The 18,789-nt window shown below is 54.7% G+C and carries 16 protein-coding genes and 1 riboswitch; of the genes, 13 read left to right on the top strand and 3 right to left on the bottom strand.

Annotation, left to right across the window (positions count from 1 at the left end; all coding sequences use genetic code 11):
* The first annotated feature begins 124 nt into the window (after nt 1-124).
* The 5 genes from QTO30_RS21615 (at nt 125) to QTO30_RS21595 (ending at nt 5,479) form a co-directional block, all read left to right on the top strand.
* Nucleotides 125-1,510 (top strand): IS1182 family transposase, encoded by a 1,386-nt coding sequence (locus tag QTO30_RS21615; protein ID WP_340426255.1) that lies wholly within the window; start codon nt 125-127, stop codon nt 1,508-1,510.
* Nucleotides 1,511-1,664: 154 nt separating this feature from the next.
* Nucleotides 1,665-2,315, top strand: a complete 651-nt coding sequence (locus QTO30_RS21610; protein ID WP_340426316.1) for a tyrosine-type recombinase/integrase — start codon at nt 1,665-1,667, stop codon at nt 2,313-2,315.
* 152 nt (nt 2,316-2,467) lie between these two features.
* Nucleotides 2,468-2,682: riboswitch (cobalamin riboswitch) on the top strand.
* A gap of 265 nt (nt 2,683-2,947) precedes the next feature.
* The gene (locus QTO30_RS21605) at nt 2,948-3,700 is read left to right on the top strand and encodes a metal ABC transporter ATP-binding protein (RefSeq protein WP_340426254.1); all 753 of its coding nucleotides are present in this window, start codon (nt 2,948-2,950) and stop codon (nt 3,698-3,700) included.
* Nucleotides 3,693-4,607, top strand: a complete 915-nt coding sequence (locus QTO30_RS21600) for a metal ABC transporter permease (RefSeq protein WP_340426253.1) — start codon at nt 3,693-3,695, stop codon at nt 4,605-4,607. Before QTO30_RS21605 ends, QTO30_RS21600 begins: the two co-directional genes overlap by 8 nt.
* The gene (locus QTO30_RS21595; protein WP_340426251.1) at nt 4,604-5,479 is read left to right on the top strand and encodes a metal ABC transporter solute-binding protein, Zn/Mn family; all 876 of its coding nucleotides are present in this window, start codon (nt 4,604-4,606) and stop codon (nt 5,477-5,479) included. Before QTO30_RS21600 ends, QTO30_RS21595 begins: the two co-directional genes overlap by 4 nt.
* Nucleotides 5,480-6,280: 801 nt before the next feature.
* Here the strand turns inward: QTO30_RS21595 and QTO30_RS21590 are convergent.
* Together QTO30_RS21590 and QTO30_RS21585 are read right to left on the bottom strand one after the other, a co-directional pair.
* Nucleotides 6,281-6,883: a potassium channel family protein gene (locus QTO30_RS21590; protein ID WP_340426250.1), complete on the bottom strand. Its 603-nt coding sequence runs from the start codon at nt 6,881-6,883 to the stop codon at nt 6,281-6,283.
* A gap of 230 nt (nt 6,884-7,113) precedes the next feature.
* Nucleotides 7,114-8,112, bottom strand: coding sequence for a restriction endonuclease (locus QTO30_RS21585; protein ID WP_340426249.1), 999 nt, complete (start codon nt 8,110-8,112; stop codon nt 7,114-7,116).
* A 603-nt stretch (nt 8,113-8,715) separates the two neighbouring features.
* On the opposite strand from QTO30_RS21585, the gene QTO30_RS21580 reads away from it, so the two are divergent.
* Both QTO30_RS21580 and QTO30_RS21575 read left to right on the top strand, forming a co-directional pair.
* Nucleotides 8,716-9,084: a phosphoglycerate kinase gene (locus QTO30_RS21580; RefSeq protein ID WP_340426248.1), complete on the top strand. Its 369-nt coding sequence runs from the start codon at nt 8,716-8,718 to the stop codon at nt 9,082-9,084.
* A 127-nt stretch (nt 9,085-9,211) separates the two neighbouring features.
* The gene (locus tag QTO30_RS21575) at nt 9,212-11,077 is read left to right on the top strand and encodes a ParB/RepB/Spo0J family partition protein (RefSeq protein WP_340426246.1); all 1,866 of its coding nucleotides are present in this window, start codon (nt 9,212-9,214) and stop codon (nt 11,075-11,077) included.
* A 179-nt stretch (nt 11,078-11,256) separates the two neighbouring features.
* On the opposite strand, the gene QTO30_RS21570 is transcribed toward QTO30_RS21575, so the two are convergent.
* Nucleotides 11,257-11,589 carry a winged helix-turn-helix transcriptional regulator gene (locus tag QTO30_RS21570; RefSeq protein WP_340426245.1) on the bottom strand — a complete coding sequence of 111 codons (333 nt, stop codon included), beginning with the start codon at nt 11,587-11,589 and terminating at the stop codon, nt 11,257-11,259.
* An 84-nt stretch (nt 11,590-11,673) separates the two neighbouring features.
* Between QTO30_RS21570 and QTO30_RS21565 the strand changes: the two genes are divergently transcribed.
* From QTO30_RS21565 to QTO30_RS21540, 6 genes are all read left to right on the top strand, one after another.
* On the top strand, nt 11,674-12,333 hold the full coding sequence (locus tag QTO30_RS21565; protein WP_340426244.1) for a hypothetical protein: 660 nt from the start codon (nt 11,674-11,676) through the stop codon (nt 12,331-12,333).
* Nucleotides 12,334-12,898: 565 nt separating this feature from the next.
* Nucleotides 12,899-13,237, top strand: a complete 339-nt coding sequence (locus QTO30_RS21560; RefSeq protein ID WP_340426243.1) for a DUF736 domain-containing protein — start codon at nt 12,899-12,901, stop codon at nt 13,235-13,237.
* A 505-nt stretch (nt 13,238-13,742) separates the two neighbouring features.
* Nucleotides 13,743-14,960, top strand: coding sequence for a plasmid partitioning protein RepA (repA, locus tag QTO30_RS21555; RefSeq protein ID WP_340426242.1), 1,218 nt, complete (start codon nt 13,743-13,745; stop codon nt 14,958-14,960).
* A gap of 72 nt (nt 14,961-15,032) precedes the next feature.
* On the top strand, nt 15,033-16,028 hold the full coding sequence (gene repB, locus QTO30_RS21550) for a plasmid partitioning protein RepB (RefSeq protein ID WP_340426241.1): 996 nt from the start codon (nt 15,033-15,035) through the stop codon (nt 16,026-16,028).
* A gap of 164 nt (nt 16,029-16,192) precedes the next feature.
* Nucleotides 16,193-17,473: a plasmid replication protein RepC gene (gene repC, locus QTO30_RS21545; protein WP_340426240.1), complete on the top strand. Its 1,281-nt coding sequence runs from the start codon at nt 16,193-16,195 to the stop codon at nt 17,471-17,473.
* 52 nt (nt 17,474-17,525) lie between these two features.
* On the top strand, nt 17,526-18,749 hold the full coding sequence (locus tag QTO30_RS21540) for an ATP-binding protein (RefSeq protein WP_340426239.1): 1,224 nt from the start codon (nt 17,526-17,528) through the stop codon (nt 18,747-18,749).
* Nucleotides 18,750-18,789: the final 40 nt, after the last annotated feature.

Below are 18,789 nucleotides of genomic sequence, written 5' to 3'. Positions count from 1 at the left end.
GGGAAAGCTGACTTTCGCCACGGCGCAGAAAACCGGAACGCTGGGCTTATTCCGTTGAAAAACTCTTTGTTGATCGACGCCTGAGCTACTGATTCAATTCTCTCAACGAGCGGGAGGATCAGCAATGATGGGAGCTAGGCAGGAGGCACAGGCGGCACTGTTTTACGACTTCTCGCTCGAGGATCATGTCCCGCAGGATCACCTACTTCGATCAATTGATCGGTTTGTTAATCTGGACAGCATTCGCGCGCATCTGTCGGATTTCTACAGCCACACGGGCCGTCCTTCGGTCGATCCTGAACTGCTGATCCGGATGCTGCTGGTGGGATATTGCTTTGGCATCCGTTCCGAGCGGCGTCTCTGTGAGGAAGTGCATCTGAACCTCGCCTATCGCTGGTTCTGCCGCCTCGATCTGAACGACCGTGTTCCCAACCATTCGACTTTTTCCAAGAACCGTCATGGCAGGTTCCGCGAGAGTGAACTGCTGCGCCACTTGTTTGAGACGACCGTCGGTCGCTGTATTGAAGAGGGCTTGGTCAGCGGCCAGCGCATGGCCATTGATGCCAGCCTGATCGAAGCTGATGCGAACAAGCAGTACTCAGCACCAAAAGACGAATGGGACGCCGCGCGGGTCGACAGAGGTGCGGCACCGCGCGCCGTGAAGGAGTATCTCGACACACTTGATGAGGCCGCCTTCGGTGCTGCAACACCTGTGCAGCCAAAGTTCACGTCCTTCTCTGACCCGGCCAGCCAGTGGACGGCAGCGCGTAAGGGTCCTGCATTCTTTAGCTATTCTGACAACTATCTGATCGACACCGATCATGGTGTGATCGTCGATGTTGAGGCGACGCGGTCGATCCGGCAGGCTGAGGTCGGATCGACCAAAACCATGCTGGATCGGGTGAAGGCCAAGTTCGACTTGCGTCCCGAACGCCTGATCGCCGATACGGCTTATGGTTCAGGGCCCATGCTCGGTTGGCTGGTGGATCGTAAGATCGCGCCGCATATCCCGGTGATCGACAAAGCTGGTCGCAGTGATGGGACCTGGTCGCGGGCAGACTTCGAATGGGACGCCAAGAACAACCAGTACATCTGCCCCGAAGGCGAGGCGCTGAAGCAGTTCCGACGGAATTACTCTGATCCTAATCGCGGACCGACAGGTAAAGGAGTCGCCAAGTACCAGGCTCTCAAACACACCTGCCAGGCGTGCCCGTCAAAACCCAAATGCTGCCCCAAAGCAGACTGCCGCAAGATCACCCGTGAGGAACATGAAGACGCCCGTGAGGTGGCTCGCGCCATCCGCAAGACAGATCAATACAAAGTCTCGGCCAAGCTCCGAAAAAAGGTCGAGATGCTCTTTGCCCACCTCAAACGCATTCTTGGCTTGGGAAGGCTGCGACTACGCGGCCCATGCGGCGCAAACGACGAATTCCTCCTCGCAGCCACCGCCCAGAACCTCCGCAAACTGGCGAAGATCTTTCCTGCACCGCAGCAAATGCGAAAAGCCTAATAGAAAAGGCGCTAACGCATCGTCCTTACCACCACTTTCTGCGTCAGCAAGACGTTGTTTTTCCACAGAATCGGCTCCAAGCTGACTTCAGATGCGGCGCAGCATCCTGTGGTATGCTGGCAAGGTCAACGTCGGGTTGTCGCTTTGGGAGGGCATGGTGGATCGGAGGATCAGCCATGCGAACGCCAAACTTACCTGCCATCCGTGCACTAGACCCTCCTGGAACAAAGGCCGGATTGTCGGTCAGAAACGACCACTCAAGGCCAAACACGTGTGGGCGATAAGGGTTCGGCTTGAACTTGCGGAGAACCATCGCGACCTCGCTCTGTTCAATATGGCGATAGACAGCAAGCTTCGCGGCTGTGGCTTGGTGAAGATGAAAGACGTCGACGTCATGGCCTCTGGCCAGTTCAAGGAAAGAGGCTCCGTTTTGCAAAGCAAAACTCAGAAACCAATAAGCTTTGAAGTTTCGGAGGCCCCCTCTTCAGTCGCAACATGGATGGAGGACGAACTAATGGTGGGATCTAAGTATTTTTGGCACGGTCGGTTCCACGAACGTCTCCACATCTCGACACGCCGGTATGCAAGGATTGTCCGGGATTGGGTCACGTCGATTTGCCTTGAGGCAAGCGCATACGGGACACACTGGATGCGACGAACTAAGGTGACCCAAATCTACAAGAAGACCGGCAACTTACGCGCGGTCCAGCTTTTGCTTGGGCACACCAAGATTGACAGCACCGTCCGATACCTTGGCGTCGAACTTGAGGACGCTCTGGCAATCACCGAGGCCATTGAAATCTAGCGAATTTGGGCCGCTTTCACTGGCGGCCCATTACGGTCATTCACCCCTGTGGACCGCTGCTGCGGTGCGGCCCGTCAGACTGGACCTTCGCTGCGAGTGCAACACTTGCAACCTTTCGCCTAACGCAGATCATTGACCATTTCACTCGGAAAGCGTTAGCTGCACTAGATGGTTCTCAATGACCTTTGAGTCGGCGAGATGAAATGGGAACACGGTGAGGTGTAGCCAAAAGGCGCCAAATCCGTGACTGCCCCCGCAACTGTAAGCGGTGAGCGACCCCGACAAAAACCACTGGGCACGCGCCTGGGAAGGTTCGGGAGAGCATAGATCCGCAAGTCAGGAGACCTGCCATCACGCGGCATCGCAAGATGTCCGCATAGTGTAACTGACCCAGGCGGGGTGTCCTGGAGAGAGGCAAACATGTTCGACGCGACTGCGTACCTACATCGACGTATCTCATTGCCCCCGCTGCAGCGGAGGCCGCGATGCGTGAGGCAAACGAACCAGAACAGCGTGGGTTAACGGCCTACCGGCAAGGCTTCTGCCTTACCAATTTGAGCACTGCGTCATTGGTCGGCTGTGCTCTGGCAGTGTCCGCATTGCTTTGGTTGTGCATCTGGGCGGTGGTGTAGATGTCAGCAGTCCTGCAAATTCGTAGCCTGGCACTTGGATATCCTGAGCTGACCCTGTTTCGGGGTTTGTCACTGGATGTGGAGCGAGGATCAACGCTCGCCATTTTGGGTGCAAACGGCTCTGGGAAAAGCACTTTCGTAAAGATGCTTCTTGGGCTGATAGCCCCGCTGTCCGGCAAACTCACTTGGCCTGATGGAGCGCCCAAAGAGATCGGATATCTCGCCCAGATGACGGAGTTTGATCGGCGCTTTCCATTGCGTGTGCGCGATCTGGTGGCAATGGGGGCCTGGAAAGGCTTTGGCCTTGGCGGTCGTATGGATCGCGAGACGAGTGCCAAAGTTGCATCAGCCATGGACGCAGCAGACGTGCTTGATATCGCGGATCGGTCTTTGCACACGTTGTCCGGAGGGCAATTGCAGCGTGCATTATTCGCGCGCGTGATCATGCAGGATGCTCCTCTCATCCTGCTCGATGAACCATTTGCCGCCGTGGACCAGACCACTGAAGCGCATCTGTTGTCGCTCATAGACCGTTGGCGGGATGAGGGCCGCGCTGTTGTGTTGGTCGTCCATGATCTTTCATCGGTCCTAGATCGTTGCGACAACGCATTGCTTCTTGGCAATGGAGAAGCCTGCCATGGCTCAGTCGATGCGATCCTGACGCCAGAGCGTCTTGTTGCGCAGAACTACCTCTCCAAAAGCCAAGCATCTTGGATGTTCCGCGCCTCTCAAGAGGAGGCAGTGCATGTTTGAGCTTTTCTCTGAGATGTGGGGCTTCGTCTTCATGCAACGCGCGTTTGTTGCAACGACCGTGCTGTCGGCCTCTGTAGCGCCCATTGGCACGTTTCTGGTTTTGCGTAGGCTTTCACTGGCTGGAGAAGCCATGGCACATGCGATCACACCGGGTGTTGTGATCGGGTTTGTGGTTGCGGGACTGTCCGTTACGTCGCTCCTTGTCGGTGGCCTTGTGGCCGGGGTGGTAGCTGCTGCTCTGACGGCGCTGCTCGCCCGAAAGACAATCCTCAGAAGTGATGCGAGCCTGGCGTCCATCTACCTGATCGCCCTGGCCGCAGGTATCTTCATCTTGTCCGCCGCGGGATCAGCCGTTCCGCTGAAGAGTTTTCTATTTGGATCCATCCTCGGCATTGATGACGCATCCATGATACTGGTCGGGGGTGTGGCAACGGTCACACTCGTGTCTTTTGCCGTTCTCCTACGCCCCCTGATCGTCAGCACCTGTGACCCGACCTTTTTTGAGGCCCAGACCAAACGGCCCTGGCTGATCGAGCAGGCATTCATGCTGCTGCTCGTATTGAACTTGCTTGCCGCATTCAAAACACTCGGCACACTGATGGCGGTTGGCCTAATGATCCTACCTGCAACGTCGGCACGGTATTGGTCGAGCACGATCACGGGTCAGCTCGGCCTGACGTTCTTCTTCGCGCTAGCGAGCTGCTGGGTAGGACTGACCCTTTCGTATCTCTTTCCGGAAACGCCCTCTGGCCCCGCAATCGTGCTTACAGCCGGTGGGTTTTTTTTGATTTCGGTCCTTTTGGGACCTCTTGGTTTTGGGGGGCGGTGGCGCAAACCGTCCCAACAGTCTTCTGGCCAAACATCAACAACCCTTGCGCAGACATCAAACAAAGAGAGACCTCAATGAAACTCAAAACCACTTTAGTCACCGGGCTTTTTGCCGCTTTTGCGGCTTTCCCAGCATTTGCCGACGACATGAAAGTTGTCGCCAGCTTCTCGATCCTTGGCGACATGGTTGAACATGTGGTGGGCGACCACGCCGAAGTCACAACCATCGTTGGACCCGATGCGGACGCACATGTTTACCAGCCGTCCGTTGCGGATGCGCGCGCGGTGGCGGAAGCCGATGTCATCTTCGTCAATGGCATGGGTTTCGAGACTTGGTCGGACACTTTGATCGCCGAGTCTGGCACTGACGGAACCGTCTATGTCGCAACTGAAGGTGTCACACCCGTGCTCGTTGACGGCGAGATCGACCCGCACGCATGGAACGCTCTGACCAATGGCGTCGTCTACGTCCAGAACATTGCTGACGCCATGTCAGAAGCGATGCCGGGTCACGCGACAGAATTTCAGGCGAATGCGGCTTCCTACATTTCAACACTCTACGCGCTGCATGCTGACACACTGCAACGCTTGGCCGCTCTCCCAGAGGATCGCCGGACAGTTGTCACAGCTCATGATGCGTTCGGGTACTTGGCGGACGCTTATGGAATGAACTTCGTGGCACCCATCGGGATCGACACAGAAGCCGAGCCGTCTGCGCAAGAGTTGGCCTCTTTGATCACCCAAATCCGGGAAGATGGTGTTGCAGCACTCTTCGTGGAAAACATCACCAGCCCGGCGCTTGTCCAGCAAATCGCGGATGAAACAGGCTTGGAAATCGGCGGCCAGCTGTTCTCCGATGCGCTGTCCGAGCGCGGCGGCCCCGCCACCAGCTACCTCGCCATGTTCGAACACAATCTGGGCCAGCTGCTGGCCGCGTTGGAAAGCAGCTAACGCAAATACAGCCGGGGCATACCCAATAGGATGCCCCGGCTAAATCTCGCAAAGGACGATGCCGCCTAATGTGGGAATGGACGCGTTCATAGCTGGGTATCGGATATGTTCCTGATCGCATAGCCCAATAGGTGAAGCACCATGACCACGCCATGGGTTCGGTACTTTGAACGGTGAAACTCGTTTTCTTGATGCACCAATTCGACCGACTGCGTGGTCACTGAAATCAGTTGAATTGAAATCACATGCACCTGCGAGGTGCGGCATGGGTAAAGGACGCGGGCAACAATCAACTACTTGCAAATGAACCTTCTCAGTATCTCAAAGAACTGTTCAGGTTGATCAGCCGGTATCGCGTGTGCGCAGAGCGCTTGCATCGTGTTAAACAGAGGAAACTGATAGTCGTCAGGAAGTCTCTTGAGGTACTTTTCTTGGCGTTTGATCTCGGAATTCTTGTGTGTCGTCATGTTCGTATCTCCTTGTCATGGCCGTCCATCACGGCTGGCGAACATCAATAGTATCGGCAACATTCCCGTACTTTGTGCATGTTTTCTTGGCAAAGTTTTTGTAGGGTTGGTAGGCATCTAGATCGAGAGTCGGCTTTTATAAAATACTAACAAAGACTTAGTAATGCGTGCGTCGAGTGTCTTGTAGTTGAAAACAGCTTTCGAACATGCTATATGATGTTCAGGAGAGCAAAAATGAGCAATCAAAGATACAAGCAGTTCCAATCCATCACTCTGCCACTCGCAGGGTTTTTGATGTTTGTGGGTACTGTTGCGCTCGTCGTCGGTTGACCATCTAGCGGCGTATGGCCGCAAACGTTGCCCCTACTATCATTCCAAGATGTAAGTTGCCAAGCAGTGCTTGTGCTGCAGCTATAATGCGAATGGACGGTTGAGGTGCAAAATCGCCATATCCCAAAGTCGAGAACGTCACAGATGAAAAGTAGATCGCATCCAATGCGCTCGGCTTGATATTGGCACTGTCGTGCACTAAGCCAATGTTTCGGTACAGAACGGAAAAGGCGACAATCATGAACAACGACGAAATCATCGTGTCCAAAAGCAACCGCCAGACGTCCAACTTAAACTCACTGCCGTCGTCTCTGAATGGCATCAGAAGGACAGTTTGAAAAAACACAAGCAAGCTGGCTGTGATCAAAGTAACAGCTGCTATCGAAAAGCCGATAGAATAGTCAGTCGATGCGTTACGGCCGAAAAAGACTGCCCAAAGGACGTAGCCAACCCCCAAGTACATCGATAAGCGCATATACATACGTCTTTGATCGCTTCCAGGTGTCGAACTACCGTGCAAACCCAACACGGTCATACGCAGAAAACCTAAAGTTGTGTGCCAAGCGGCTTGGATTTTCGCTTTGATAGGTTTCGTCCATTCCCACATAGTCTGCGCCTCTGATTTGGCCGCTGGGAAAGACTCGTCAATCCGCGTACACCTTAAAGGACGCAGTATCTCAAGGTTTTAGGGAGTTCTCAAACTAACTTTTGGAAAACGCTGCGATTATTTACGCTAGGTGGCCGAAACTACGAATGAGAGCGCTGCATGTGAGAATTGTTCAGAATGGAAAAGGCCCTCTGTGAAGCCATCCTCCCAACTCATACGTGCAACCTGCTCTAGAATGTTCCATCAAACAAAAAAGCCTTGAGACTGTTATGGCGTTCCCAGAGGCCGCTGGTGTTCTCGACATAGTGTTCGCAAATGCGGGTCAGGCGATCTCCATCGGCAAACCTCAGTGTCTCTTCATTGATCTCGGTCCGTAATGTGACGGCGGATTTCGCTACACCGCTTGTTGATAGGAATAAGCCCCCTGCCCGGCCTTCCCGAAGGGTCGTGTCAAAGAACGCCCCAACTTCACGTTTCCCAGGTTTTTGACCTGACCAGTGCTTAATCTCTACGGCATACCAGTGCACATCATCCACTTGGATATCGCAGCACAACACGTCCCTGCCGCCATCTTTAGTGGATGGCGTCAAATGCGCGTGAAAGCCCTGCCCTACAAGGACGCGATGAAAAAGCCGCTCGAGGTCGAACCAGGGGATTTCAGTCAAAGAGATGTTCGCTGCGGCCACCTCTCGTATCAAATGTTCGACCATCTCAACAACAATGGCGACCGCGCGAGAACGTTCACGCGCTTCGCTTTCTTGAAAGACCGTTGAAGCGTGCGCCTTTAGCCCGTCAAAGTCTAAGAAACGAACATTTCCTTCGATACGCGGTAAAAGCTTTTTACCCGACTCTGACATCGGGCGATTGCGCAGGACGAGGAGATGTGTGGCTCTGTCGGGGCCTTCATGCCAGCGCGCCGCGAAGCCTGGAAGGACGGACGTTTTACTTTCACGCGTGAAGGAAAAGTCGACTGCAACTTCTGGTCGTTTTAGGTCGAGATCCTTGAGCAAGAATGCAACATTCCGGCCGTTTACCCTGCGATCAGGTGAAACCTCAAAGCCTTCTCGGAAGAATATCCTTTGTAGAACAGGAAAGAAGTGACTCTCCACGGTCTCTGATAGCTGTTTAGGATCACCGGCGAGATGGTCAATATATCGGTGAATTTGGTCGAGTTCATAGACTGGGTTCATCTCATGAAAGATAAGCATGATGTTCGAAATGAAAACCATGCTGTGCTGAGTGAATTCACACAAAGATTACTGCGGGGAACTGGTTCTCGAAACAGACTGTAAAAATTTAGGCATGGCACGCCAACGCTGTCGCGCTGACCAGGCTCTTTGCTGCGCCCGAAGCCGCTTAAGCCGCGTCTTCGCCCATGCGGGATACGATCCTTCATGCAAAGAATGGATGAGACCGCGGCTGAGGCCGCGCTCACTGGGCTCGATTGTCAGCCGGGTCTCCGCTCCGCTCTAACCCATCTGGCAGTTTTCCATTTCCAAATATCCGCCTGCCATCCGACCGGCGCCCTGAACAGGGGCTCTGGTGCCGCTTGCGCGTCAGCCTTCACGCAGAATTTCGGTTCCTCCCGCGCACAGCGCGGGTCCCTCCCAATTTCAGCGCTCCGGCCCCCAGTGTCAGGTCACCGTCCGGCCGCAGGTCGGGCTTTGCCCTCTCCTGCTCTGCCCTTCGGAAGACGCGGGGGTCTTCCAAACGTCAGAGACAGGGAGGCCTTCGCCCAATGGCGGAAAGCAAGGCCAAGCCGCTGACCACACCAAGAGGTCGGCAAAACGAGCCAAGCACCGCTCCAACCACGAAGGAAAGGAGCCTCAGATATGGGTCTCGACCAATACGCATACATCAAAACCGCCGAAAGCGGCGAAGAAGGCGAAAGCGCCAAGTTTACATGGCGCAAGCACTCACAACTGCAGACATTCATGGAAGCCCTCTACACCGAACGCACGGGGTTGGATGCCACCGACCTCAATTGTGGAGAACTGGTGCTGCAAGCGCCCGACATCGACAGCTTAGAACAGGCCGTCAAAGACAGCGCCCTGCCCCATTGCGACGGCGGGTTTTTCTACGGCCATCAGTTCCAAGACGAACAGACCACCGAGTACCGCGACTACGATCTCGAATTCTGTGCATGGGCGCGGGCCGAGATGCAGGCCGGATCGACCGTGATCTATTCCTGTTGGTGGTAAGCCCGCGCCGCAAAGGCGCGTCAGCGCGCCTTTGCGCCCTTATCACACGTCCCAACCCACAAATAGCCGCTCTTCGCCCTCTCAGGCGCTCTGAGCAGCCCTGACAACACATCAAAGGACCGATCTCATGACCAAACAACAGACCATCACCCAAGACGCCGCCAGCGCCGTGATCCTGCAAATCCCGCTGGAAGCCCTGTCCATCTCCGATCTGAACCCGCGCAAGTGGGTGTCAGAGGCGCATATCGAAAGCCTTGCTGACAGCATCGAGCGCTTTGGCCTCATTCATAACCTCGCTGGTCTCATGGACGCAGACGGTAATGTTGGGATCGTCGCGGGCGGGTGCCGCCTACGAGCCATTCAACGGATCGCAGAGCGCTCCGAAAACCATCCCTTCTTAACCGTCCCTGTAAAACTGGCCTCAAACGCAGCCGAGGCCGAAGACTGGGCCAGTGCTGAAAACGCGGCCCGCGAAGACATGACCCCAGCCGACGAAATCCGCGCCTTTGGACGGATGAAAGCCCGCAATGCCACTGTGCCAGAAATTGCACTCGCCTTTGCCGTGACGGAGGCCCGCGTTTATCAACGGCTGGCGCTGGCTGGACTGCCAGACCCTGTGATGAACGCGCTTGCGGCTGGCGAGATCAGTCTTGGCACCGCCAAGGCATTCACGCTGTCCGATGACGAGGCAATGACTCTGAACCTCTTGGACCAAGTCAAAGGGCAAGCTGTGTCAGAAGCGGCGATCAAGAACGCGCTTCATCCCGATGCGATCAAAGCCAGCGACCGCCGCGCAAAATTTGTTGGCGTTGAGGCATATGAGGCCGAAGGCGGCACAGTCACACGCGATCTCTTCTCAGACGATGTCTTCCTTGCCTCCCCTGCCCTTCTGGATCGTCTCTTTGCGGATGCGCTGGAATCGGCCCGCATCGATCTGGTTGAGACGCAAGGCTGGGCATGGGCCGAGGCCCGCACCGAGGCTTGGCTTAACTACTACGATCTAGACCAGATGAAACTGGAACGGGTTTACCCCATCGAAGGTGAACTGACCGAAGCAGAGGCCGAGGAATACGACGAACTGGCAGATCTCGCCAACGGCGGCGTCTTGGATGAAGAAGGCCAGGCCCGCCTTGCCGACCTCCAAGCCATTCTGGACGGTGAGTATTCCGAGGACCAAAAGGCCCATGCGGGGTGCATCCTCCTTGTGAACGCATCCGGCAAAGTCGAAGTGACGGCAGGACTGGTGCGCCCTGAGGACAAGAAAGCCGCCATCGAAGCGGGCGTCCTCAAAGCCCCGACCTCCACCAAGTCAGACACGCCAAAATCGCTCTACTCGCAGAAGCTGACGGCGGACATGCAGGCGATCCGTCTGGCTGCGATTCAAGCTGCCATTCTGGCAAAGCCCGAACTTGTTCTCGATCTTTTGGGATTTGGTTTGTCCGAGGCGTCTGGCAGTTTCGAGAGCATCTTTGGCATCCGTATGGATCGTCCTAACAATGTCCCAAGCGTTGAAGACGGTTTTGAGGCGGAACCGCGTTTGGAGCATGGGGTCGATGCCAGCCAATACTGGCAGCAAGGCACCCGTGTTGAAAACCTCTGCGACGCCTTTGCAACCTACCGCGATGGCACCAAGAAATCCCGCAATGCCACGATCACTGAAACCATCGCCCGCACCCTGCCCTATCAGGCAGGTGGTCCAGACTTTTTTGCATTGATCGAGACAGAGGCAGGAGCCGACATTCGCAAGCAATGGACCCCCACGGCAGAGAACTTCTTTTCGCGCGTGTCAGCGCCCTATCTTATTGAATTGATGTGTGAATTCCTGGAGTGCGAAGCGCAAGATGAACGCGTGACGGGTTTTGCCAAACTCAAGAAGAGCGAAAAGGCAGAGAAAATGGAGAAACTCGTTAGCGATGCAACCACGCAAAAGCTGATGGGGCTGTCTCCAGACCAAAAGGCCAAGATCGACAAATGGGTGCCCGACTGCACCTAACGGCTCCTTCGTGGGAAGGACCAACTGGTCCCGCTCCGGCGGGGCCTTTTTTGTGGCTGGATTTACTGATCGGCAAAACTCAAGATGTCCGGTGGTGAGACAAGAGGACAAGCCCCCTGCCCCACCACCGGACCGGCGCTGTCCGCGCGGGAGCATCGCATTGGCGATGCAAACAGCGTCTATGCCATGTGCTCTTGGCCCCAGGCTTCCATGTGCTCAATGATTGGCAAGACGGAGCGTCCTTTCTGGGTCAGTGCATAATCGACTCGTGGCGGCACCTCAGCGAAGACTTTGCGTGAGATAATGCCATCTGCCTCCAACTCGCGAAGCTGCTTGGTCAGCATTTGCTTTGTGATGCCGAGAATAGCCCGTTGCATAACACCGAAACGATCAACACCATTGGCGATGCAGAAGATGATTACTGGTTTCCATTTGCCGCCTATGACGGACAAACAGTTCGTGACAGGGCAGATCTGAGCATCGGGATCAGGAGCCAATAGTTCCTTTTTCATGACTACCTCATTTTATTTTGACTAGTTGTCATATGAGTTAATATGCGCAGTTTGTCTTTCCATCGTCAACAGATGGAGAGATACATGAAAAACCTAATCACACCACTCGCAACCTTCGCCGTTCTGGCGAGCAGTGCCGCGGCACAAGATACCTCGCTTGAGGGCCTGCAGAGCCGGATTGTCGGCACCTGGACGTCGATCAGCTGCGAAATGCGACCCCAGCAGAATGCCGAGAACCCGGAAATGGCCCCTACCCCGTCCTATCTTACCCGCGATTTTATCTTTGATGACGCTGGTGGGTTTGAGGCCAACATTACCGTCTATGCAGATAACGGCTGTGCGATCCCAGCTGTGTCCTACGATTTTGCGGGCGACGTCGTTTGGCATGATGCCAACCCTGCGGTCGAAGGCGCATGGTCACAGGACTATCTGCTGAACAAGCAACTTGAGCTGACGGTGCTGGCTTCGCCAATTGCAGACCAACTGAACCAGCTCCCTGACGGTGCATGTGGTCAAGGCGCGTTTGTTGTCGGTGAACCCCGAGATATCTTAGGTCAACCTTGCGCCCTATTGCGATTTGTCGAGGGCAGCGCATTTGTTGCGGATCATGACTTCCTCTACGTCCGAGAGGACACCCCAAACATGCTCTTCATGGGAGGCAAGCATGTCGATGGCACAGGGTTCTACTATCCTGAAAACCGACCGACCGTTGGTCTTCAACAACCTATGATCCGGGTCAACTAATACGCTGAAAGCGATCAGGCTGGCCTCTGTGTTTGGTCAGCTTGATTGCTCTCTCTGCCTTTTCAGGCACCTATGGGTCTTTTGTATCCCGTATACTAGCCCTGGACGGATACATTGCTAGGCACTCATCAGGTCTTCTAAAAGGTTTGCCACTGTAGATCGCGGCATTCTGCAGGACCCCTTTTGCATTCACGACGTTGCCGATGGGGAGCAGATTGCCAAGAACGTTGCCCGTGTTGGGGTGGATGTCTGTGTGGGTCTCATATGCGGATGAGCGGCGCGGCGAGGAGATTTTGAGGGCTTTCTTGTGTCCTTGTCTTGGACTTTCGAGTTTACAGGGTGGTGTGATGTGCGCTTTCGTTGGTGTTGCAAGACATGCTGGTCGCAGAGGCCGACCCAAACACAAAGGGCGGTTGCCAGAATTGTCCCCTGCCCCATGGGCATTCCTCGCGGTGCAAAATTCTGCCCCCCTGCCCTTCTCCGCTCCGCTGCGCCTCCGGTGTGTTTCGGTCTTACGCCTCTGCAATAAGACCATCATTGCAACACCAACCAAAGGAGCAAAGCAATGACCACCAACTGCATCAAATTCGAAAGCGCCGACATCGAGACCGCGAAAGGCACAGGTTCAATCTCAACCCTGACCTTTGATCTCGACATCACCGTTGAGCCCATTGTTAGCGACAACCCGATGGCACCGACGCATCGCGTCCTTGGCCGCTCTCCGCGTGGCCGTCTCGTCGAGTGTGGCGGCATCTGGAAGAAGCAAAACCGCGAGACCGGTGCTGACTACTTTTCGATGACGGTCCGTGACTATGCGTTCAATGCCAATCTCGGCAAAGCTGCCAGCCAAGACGATGATGCGCTGCAAGCGATCATTCCCTGGGGCCCGAAAGAGGCTGCGTAAGTCTCGTTGCTGGCCGGGAAACCGGCCAGCGCAACTCTGATTACCTAGAATCAGGCACCGTGATTCTAGGTGATTAGATGCTCTAGAAGCTAATTTGGGAAAAAGAACCTCCTGTCGCCGATACCTACGTGGCAGATAGGCATCCTACGATCTGCTTATGGTCATCGATTGGGCCAATCCATCTAACACCTTCTTCGTTCCCAGTAAGTGAATAGATCATTTTGACAGCCGTGCAATTCCTATAAGTTGTTTAATAACAATTGGATAAGGTGATTTGCATGGCTGGGCATTGCAATTTTCTAGTCGAGAAAGCGAGCGGACAACGCTATATATTGTGGTTGATCTTGTGACTTCGGCGCTTTGTAGTGACAAGAACAAGACAGCCAAAGCCACGAGCGTGCATTGCGCCTAATTGAAAAAATCGTTGTGGATAAGCGATTTCCGCGTTAAGTCACAGTTTAACGAGATAAATCGCGCAAAAAGCGATATTAGGCGAGGCGGCAGCATGGGATCAGGACCATTCCACGGCGACACAGGGGGCATTCCCTTTGATGAGATTATCCTCCAGCAGGGGGAACTGATCTCTGACAGACTCAATATATTGCGTCAGGAGCAGTATCCACCGAATGCTCAAAAGGGTTTGCGCCAGTTTTCTTTGGCAGAGGTCGCTTATTTCCTCGGTGTTACGCAATCGACCATCAAGAAACTGCATCTTGAAGGTAAAGGCCCTGAACCAGAGACCTCATCCTCGGGCCGTCGGTCTTATTCCGCGGAGCAAATGCTGGAACTTCGCGCTTATCTTGATGCCAATGGGCGTCCTGGCAAGCGTCGCTACCTGCCCGGTCGAACGGAAGGCGATGAGCTTCATGTAATTTCCGTAGTCAATTTCAAAGGTGGCTCAGGTAAGACAACGACTGCATCGCACCTCGCCCAGCATCTCGCCCTCAAAGGTCACCGTGTGTTGGCGATCGATCTTGATCCGCAGGCATCGCTTACCGCTCTTCATGGCATTCAGCCCGAATTAGACTCTGTTCCGTCGCTTTATGAGACACTGCGATACGATGATGAACGCCGTCCTATCAGTACAGTTATTCAGCCTACCAACTTCCCGAACCTCGATATCGTACCAGCGAGTCTCGATCTTCAAGAGTACGAGTATGACACACCTGTTGCTCTTACGAGTCGCGACCCTTCTGAGGGCCGCGCTTTCTTCACGCGTATTTCCAAAGCACTCGAAGAAGTAGATGATCGCTATGATGTTGTTGTCATCGACTGCCCTCCTCAGCTTGGATATTTGACTCTAACAGCGCTTACAGCGTCTACTTCTGTGCTAGTGACCGTGCATCCCCAAATGCTGGATGTCATGTCTATGAGTCAGTTTCTCCTTATGCTTGGCGGCATCCTTCAGACGATCCGCGAGGCAGGTGCTGAGATGAAGCTGAAATGGTTCCGCTATCTCGTCACGCGGTTTGAGCCAACCGACGGTCCTCAAAAGCAGATGGTTGGTTTTCTGCAGGCAATGTTCCCTGACCAGATGCTTGGGGCACAGATGGTGAAGTCTACAGCAATCTCTGATGCGGGGATCACCAAGCAGACGCTCTACGAAGTTGAACGCGCGCAGTTTGTGCGCTCGACCTATGATCGTGCGATCACTTCTCTAAACGCCGTGAACGACGAAATCGTGGATCTCGTACATCAAGCGTGGGGGCGCGATCTGACATGATTTTGACAGCCGTGCAGATAGGTTTTGACAGCCGTGCATGCGGCTTACTTTGCGAGCAATTGGGAGAGCAACATGGCTAGAAAAGATCTGTTGAAATCCGTGATGGTTGACACCACTCACAGTACGTCTGGATCTGAACGCTCCAGCTACGCAATGCGCGGCGCATCAAAATCAATGAAGGTCTCTATCGACAGTCTTGCCGAAAACTCGAAGCGCTTGCTTGAAGGCGAGACTATCGTCGAGATTGATACCGATCTCATCGATGCATCGTTCGTCAATGATCGTCTGAGCGGCGATGACGACGCCTTTGATGATCTGAAAAGTTCGATCGCAGCCACCGGTCAAGACACGCCGGTTCTCTTGCGTCATCATCCAGAAGCCTCCGGCAGGTACATGATTGTCTTCGGGCATCGTCGCGTTCGTGTTGCGCGCGCGCTGAGCCGTCCAGTTCGAGCCGTTGTCAAAGACATGGACGATGTCGCGCATATTCTCGCACAGGGCCAAGAGAATACAGCCCGCGCAGACTTGTCCTTCATTGAAAAAGCTCTGTTCGCGAAGAACCTTCGCGACCTTGATCAGGAAAAAGATATTATTCAACAAGCCCTGACAGTCGATGGAACGCTATTGTCGCGCATGCTCTCAGTCGCAAGCATCGTTCCCGAGCACCTGATCGAAGCGATTGGGCCAGCCAAACAGATCGGTCGTGATCGCTGGGAAGACTTCAAGAAGCTGATGGCCGAAAAAGCCAATCTCAAGGTGGCGGACCGCATCTTGGCGACGGATGGCTTTGATCAACTTGATAGCGACACGAAGTTTGAGATTTTGCACAGCAAGGTGGCCGAGGCGGGCAGGGTGCCCAAACGGCGGAGCGCCAAAGCAGCGCCAGCAAAACGCACCTGGACGGCTGGAGAAGGCCGTATCAAGGGCGTCGTTGGTCGCACAGGTCGCGCCTACAACATCTCGCTGACATCTAAGGATTCCGCTGGGTTTGGGGAGTTTCTCTCTGAGAACCTCGATCAGCTTTATGCGGATTATCTCGCTCAATCTGAGGAGACATCGACACCATGACCTGAGGCAAAAGAAAAGCCCCCAAGCCAAAGCGGCCCGAGAGCTTATCCGATTGATTAGACACCTACTGGATACCGCTCCCGCGAATCACTGTCAACGAAAGAACGTCGATTAGGCGAACGGGATCCTTTTGCCTCCATAAACCACGGAGGTGAAATACAGGCATGAAAAATACAGGTTGGCGCAAGCCGACACCGGGTCTTGGGGTTGCAGAGCAACTTGCTCAAGCCGGTGAACGGGTAGCTGTACCCAAAACAAGGGCATTTGTGGCCGTTAAGCGCGTTGGTGCGCATATCGGTCTTAAGGCAGGCGATATGATGCTCCTGGACACGCTGGGGGCCTTCACACAGGCCCAGGACTGGGAAGAGGGCAGGCGACCCATCGTTTGGGCGTCTAACGCCTATCTCATGGAACAGACCGGATTCTCACTCTCTGCTCTTAAACGCCATGCGCGACGCTTAGCTGAGGCAGGAGCCATTGCCTTCAAGGACAGCCCCAACGGCAAGCGGTGGGGCAAGAGAGACGCTGAGGGCATCATTGTCGAGGCCTATGGCTTTGATCTGTCCCCATTGTCGGCGCGTGTGGACGAGTTTGAGCAGCTACACGGCCATCTACAAGCCGAGCGAGAGTTGTGCCAGCGTCTGAAGCGCCAGATCACAGTCGCTCGGCGCATGATCCGCGCACGGATCGAAGCGGCCGTTAGTGGCGCACTCAGAGGCCCGTGGGCGCAGTTCACAGGTCTGCTCGAGGATCTTCTGGGCCGTTTGCAACGTCGAAACGAAGGCTCTGAGCGTCTTATAGGCCTGCTGACATGGTTCAAAGAGCTTCAGGAGCGTGTGGAAACAGCCTACCTCAAAGCAGCTCAGCCAGTTGAAGTTGTGGAAAACACCTCTGAAACGATCGAACAAGTGTCTCATAAGACTCAACAAATGAACCCCAGGGAGGTCATTTCTGAACCTCATATACTAATTACAAAACAACTCGATCCTGTAATTAGTAATTCCTCAGAAAAAAAGGAAGCGGCGGGCGTTATCCCCAATGCGCAACCGGAAGAGCGTGTTGATAGCGCGTTGGAAAATTGGGTTGTTGAGGTACGCAAAAAGCGAACTGCTGTCGATCTGCCAACAATCATGCAGGCTTGTCCTGAATTTGCCTCCTGGGCTCGCAGTATGGGCGGATTCATGAAGGATTGGGGCGATCTGCATCGGGTTGCAGGACAACTCAGGCCTATGATTGGTATTTCAGAGCATGCATGGAATACCGCGCAGGAAATGTTGGGCAAACAGGTGGCAACGGCAGCTTTGGTGCTGGTCTTTGAGAAACACAGCACGGGTGAAGTTGCTTCACCAGGTGGATATCTGCGTGGTATGGTTGAAAAGGCCGGGGCAGGGGAGTTGCATCTCGAGCGGAGCTTCTTTGGCCGGTTGAGCGCGGTGGCGGCGTGAAACGCAGTCAAAAATCCCCTAAGCCTTGCAATTCTTCCATACGATGGCATAAATGCAAGGTATGATTGTTCGAAACCATCTCAGCCGCATTGAGCAGGCGTTGGAAACCCAAGCGGGTGTCGTCCTGCTCGGCCCACGTCAGGTCGGCAAGACAACCTTGGCGCAGGATATGTCCGATGCCCGTGATGCGGTCTATCTCGATATGGAACGACTTGCCGATCGGCAAATCCTTGAGGAGCCAGATCTCTATCTGGATGAACAAGCAGGCAAGCTCGTTGTGATCGACGAGGTGCAGCTCATGCCGGGGCTATTTGGCACGTTACGTGGTCAAATTGATCGAAGGCGGCGGGCGGGGCATCGCACGGGGCAGTTTCTGCTGCTGGGATCAGCGTCTAACACGCTTTTGCAGCAAAGCGCTGAATCTCTGGCTGGTCGGGTGAGTTATCACGAACTGACGCCAATTACCCTTGATGAGGTAGGGCAGGGGGCTTTGGCGCAGCTTTGGCTAAGGGGCGGATTTCCGGACAGTTTTCTGGCGGGTTCGGATCGCGAAAGCCTGACATGGCGAGAGGATTTCATCCGCACGTATCTTGAGCGGGACATCCCATCGTTTGGTCTGCGCATCCCGGCTGAAACCCTGCGCCGGTTTTGGACCATGTTAGCGCATGAGCAGGGTGGATTGCTGAATGCTGCCAAGATCGCAGCGGGCCTCGGTGTCTCTGGGCAAAGTGTAGCCCGGTATCTCGATCTCCTCGTGGATCTGATGCTCGTTCGGCGTCTGCCGCCCTGGCATGCAAATGCAGGCAAGCGGCTGGTGAAATCTCCCAAGGTCTATATTCGTGATGCGGGTCTCACCCATGCATTGCTTGGGTTGGCAACTACGGAGGCTCTATTGGGTCATCCCGTTGTCGGCGGATCATGGGAAGGCTTCTGCATTGAAAACCTGATCGCTGCCGCCCCAAGGGGCACGGAGGCCAGTTTCTACCGATCATCTGCGGGGGCTGAAATCGATCTGATCCTCAAACTGCCCGATCAGAGCCTTTGGGCCATTGAGGTCAAACGCACGACCAGCCCGAAGGTGACACGCGGGTTCCACATCGCCTCGGATGAACTTGATGTCACCGAGCTGCTCTTGGTCTATGCAGGCGATCGCGAAGTGCCGGGGCAGGGGGCCTGCGCGCCATGCCCTTGGCAATGGCCATCGAGAAGTTGCGCGCGCTTTAGATCCATGCCGCGGTTTCAATCGACAAGGATCGTAGCCATTCGGCTGTCTTGAGCGGTTCGCCGTCCTCCACGTTGAGGAAAGCCGGTGTGCG

It is taken from the genome of Yoonia sp. GPGPB17 (genome assembly GCF_037892195.1).
Classification (GTDB): Bacteria; Pseudomonadota; Alphaproteobacteria; order Rhodobacterales; family Rhodobacteraceae; genus Yoonia.
The sequence above is the reverse complement of the archived record's forward strand: the minus strand, read 5'-3'. Positions and strand labels throughout refer to the sequence as shown.

Excerpts from the sequence above, each read along its gene's own strand:
- QTO30_RS21600 (WP_340426253.1), top strand. The coding sequence starts at position 3,693 with ATGTTTGAGCTTTTCTCTGAGATGTGGGGCTTCGTCTTCATGCAACGC.
- QTO30_RS21540 (WP_340426239.1), top strand. The coding sequence starts at position 17,526 with ATGCAAGGTATGATTGTTCGAAACCATCTCAGCCGCATTGAGCAGGCG.
- QTO30_RS21575 (WP_340426246.1), top strand. The coding sequence starts at position 9,212 with ATGACCAAACAACAGACCATCACCCAAGACGCCGCCAGCGCCGTGATC.
- QTO30_RS21590 (WP_340426250.1), bottom strand. The coding sequence starts at position 6,883 with ATGTGGGAATGGACGAAACCTATCAAAGCGAAAATCCAAGCCGCTTGG.
- QTO30_RS21605 (WP_340426254.1), top strand. The coding sequence starts at position 2,948 with ATGTCAGCAGTCCTGCAAATTCGTAGCCTGGCACTTGGATATCCTGAG.
- QTO30_RS21615 (WP_340426255.1), top strand. The coding sequence starts at position 125 with ATGATGGGAGCTAGGCAGGAGGCACAGGCGGCACTGTTTTACGACTTC.
- repA (WP_340426242.1), top strand. The coding sequence starts at position 13,743 with ATGGGATCAGGACCATTCCACGGCGACACAGGGGGCATTCCCTTTGAT.
- QTO30_RS21570 (WP_340426245.1), bottom strand. The coding sequence starts at position 11,589 with ATGAAAAAGGAACTATTGGCTCCTGATCCCGATGCTCAGATCTGCCCT.
- QTO30_RS21565 (WP_340426244.1), top strand. The coding sequence starts at position 11,674 with ATGAAAAACCTAATCACACCACTCGCAACCTTCGCCGTTCTGGCGAGC.
- repB (WP_340426241.1), top strand. The coding sequence starts at position 15,033 with ATGGCTAGAAAAGATCTGTTGAAATCCGTGATGGTTGACACCACTCAC.
- QTO30_RS21560 (WP_340426243.1), top strand. The coding sequence starts at position 12,899 with ATGACCACCAACTGCATCAAATTCGAAAGCGCCGACATCGAGACCGCG.
- QTO30_RS21610 (WP_340426316.1), top strand. The coding sequence starts at position 1,665 with ATGGTGGATCGGAGGATCAGCCATGCGAACGCCAAACTTACCTGCCAT.
- QTO30_RS21580 (WP_340426248.1), top strand. The coding sequence starts at position 8,716 with ATGGGTCTCGACCAATACGCATACATCAAAACCGCCGAAAGCGGCGAA.
- QTO30_RS21585 (WP_340426249.1), bottom strand. The coding sequence starts at position 8,112 with ATGGTTTTCATTTCGAACATCATGCTTATCTTTCATGAGATGAACCCA.
- QTO30_RS21595 (WP_340426251.1), top strand. The coding sequence starts at position 4,604 with ATGAAACTCAAAACCACTTTAGTCACCGGGCTTTTTGCCGCTTTTGCG.
- repC (WP_340426240.1), top strand. The coding sequence starts at position 16,193 with ATGAAAAATACAGGTTGGCGCAAGCCGACACCGGGTCTTGGGGTTGCA.